This is a genomic window from Streptomyces sp. PTL18, from assembly GCF_059510295.1.
On the sequence record NZ_JCAJZO010000085.1, the window covers coordinates 1 to 2156 of the forward strand.

Here is a 2156-nt window from a genome sequence, read left to right on the forward strand (position 1 = left end):
TTAGTCCGCTCGAACTTCGCTTTTGGCGCGTCTGCCGAGTGGGGGAGGGGGCTGGCCGCCCGGGCTGTGGGGCGAGTGGAGGGGCGGGTCGTTGTGGCCATCGGCTTGTCAGCTGTGATGGGGGTGGAAGCGGCGACAGAGGCGGGGGTGGTTGCGGCGGGCTCAGGAGCCGGGGCCGGTTCGGCAACTGGTGCTTGGGCCCGGTCCAAGCTGGCGTCAACGGCACCGGCGGCCTCGGCCATGACCGCTTCCTCGGCCTGGCGTCGATCTCGCTCCTGCTCCAGACGTATGAGATTTGCCTGGTTTTCGTTCAGTTGCTCACGCAGTTTGAGCGCTTCGAGGCGAGCAGCGTCGCGCTCGCGCCGTGCCTGCGTGACTTCTTCGGCGAGTTCGCTGACCTGTTGCTCGAGGGCGGCCTGACGAGTGCGTTGCCGCTCCAGCTCTTCCTGCGCCGTGGTGCGTGCGTCGCGCTCGCTGCGCAGGCTCCATCTCAGATCGCGGAGCGTGCGTCGATGAGTGCGGTCACGGTCGCCGAGGGCAGCCTCCAGTTCACCGACTCGGTCCTGCTCCCGGCGCAGGTTCTCGGCCGCGTCCTGGTACTCCTGCCGCAGCCGGTCGTAGCGTCCCTGGATCCGGCGCGCCTCGGTGACGGCTTCTTCGTGAGCGTCCTCGAGGAGGTACTGCTGGTACCGCTGCGGCGCCTGTACCTCCAACGCCGCCATGTACAGCCGACGGAACTGCGCCGCCGCCTCGTCAGTGAGCGTATCTGAGCCAGTCAGCAGCACCTCCAGTTGCGTTCGGTGCAGCGCGTCCCTGCCCTGCAGGACCTTCGTGAGCCGTGAAGGGGACGTCCCAATCCTCTCCGCAGCATTTTTTCTGTATTCGAATCGCGCGTCCACGAATACGCACAATTCCTGAACCCAGACGCGCACCGCGGGGTCCAGCTCTTCCTCTCCGCTGTCGATGCCAGCGGCCCTGTTAGTAGGTCTCCCCACTTTTCTTCTACCCGGCTCCAGCGGACCATCTCCGAAAGCCCCCAACTCAACCCCCATCGCCAATATTTTCAGTCACGGAAACATTCTTTTGGCACTTGCGTAAGAAATCGGGCCGGACGCAGGATCGACGAAACCCTGATTTCACCGAATGCGGCGTCCAGAGGCGTGCCGTTATTCGCTCCTGCCCGAGACTGTGGAGAATCGCTATGTCGTCGAAGAAGCCATCCGTACGGCGCGGCGCCGTGAACCCGTCGGCCGGGCACGGCAAAACCCTCGCAGCCGGAGCGGGCATAGTCCTCAACGGTGCCGGCGTGGCAGGCGTCGCCCTGGCACATATCCCTTGGTGGGCGCTGCTGGTGCCCGACGTGCTGCTTGCCCTGCTCAGCCTGCTCGTGCTGCTGGTGCAGTCCGTCATGCCACAGGACTCCGCCGATCGCGCCAAGGTCCTCCTCAAGGTTCTGTCCATGCTCTCCCTGCGCGGAAGCAACAGGCCCCGCTGGCCTCCACGCGGCGGAGGGCTGCCCGGAACCAGCAGGGCCAGCCGCCACGATCCCTGAGCGCGTCAACGCGGAAGCCGGACTCCTGACCGGCGTACTCAACGCTGTTCGCGCTGGCGACCGACAGGGCCGGGCAGCCGTCGGGCCCGGGCGGCCAGCACTCTGCCGACGGGCCACGGCCCTCCACACGCGCCCGTTCCTGACCGCACCGCAACACAGGTGAGCCGCAGCCGGCCCCGAAACCCCGGTCGGCGCACCGACCGCCGCCGACGACAACGGCGTCCAAACCCGCCCGACCCAGCGGATGCCCGCCGCCCGGTGCCGCAGCGCACAGGCGTCCTCGGTGCCCTGCGCTCCCACAAGACCGCGCCCGGCGAAGGTGCACGGGCGCGCTCCTCCCGGCGTGCCGACTGCCCGACCCTGGCCCGGCGCACCGGCCCGGGCCGCGACTCGCCCAGGCAGTCATCCCTGCCGCCTGCCGCCCAGACAGTCCTCGATATGCCGGCGGTCCGCCTGCGGGCGGTCGGCTGTCGCCTCCAACAGCACCTGCGCCTCGCTGCGACGGCCTTCCCGCACCAGCCGCTCGTACAGCGCGGCGACCTCCGGCCAGGGAAGCTCCACCGCGCGCTCTCTCAGCTCCTGCAGGTCCCGGCGCGTAGCTGTC

General features: G+C 68.6%; 3 protein-coding genes. 1 reads left to right on the forward strand and 2 read right to left on the reverse strand.

The features are described 5' to 3' along the window. On the reverse strand, positions 1–899 hold an 899-nt coding region (locus AC5WS8_RS39015; protein ID WP_496108214.1), incomplete at its 3' end, for a hypothetical protein. Between the two features lie 302 nt (positions 900–1201). Here AC5WS8_RS39015 and AC5WS8_RS39020 point away from each other — a divergent pair. Further along, positions 1202–1552 carry a hypothetical protein gene (locus tag AC5WS8_RS39020; RefSeq protein WP_496108215.1) on the forward strand — a complete coding sequence of 117 codons (351 nt, stop codon included), beginning with the start codon at positions 1202–1204 and terminating at the stop codon, positions 1550–1552. 402 nt (positions 1553–1954) lie between these two features. Here the strand turns inward: AC5WS8_RS39020 and AC5WS8_RS39025 are convergent. After that, positions 1955–2156 (reverse strand): hypothetical protein (locus tag AC5WS8_RS39025; RefSeq protein WP_496108216.1); only part of this gene is annotated, 202 nt, incomplete at its 5' end.

Coding starts and splice junctions, on each gene's coding strand:
- AC5WS8_RS39020 (WP_496108215.1), top strand. CDS start 1,202: ATGTCGTCGAAGAAGCCATCCGTACGGCGCGGCGCCGTGAACCCGTCG.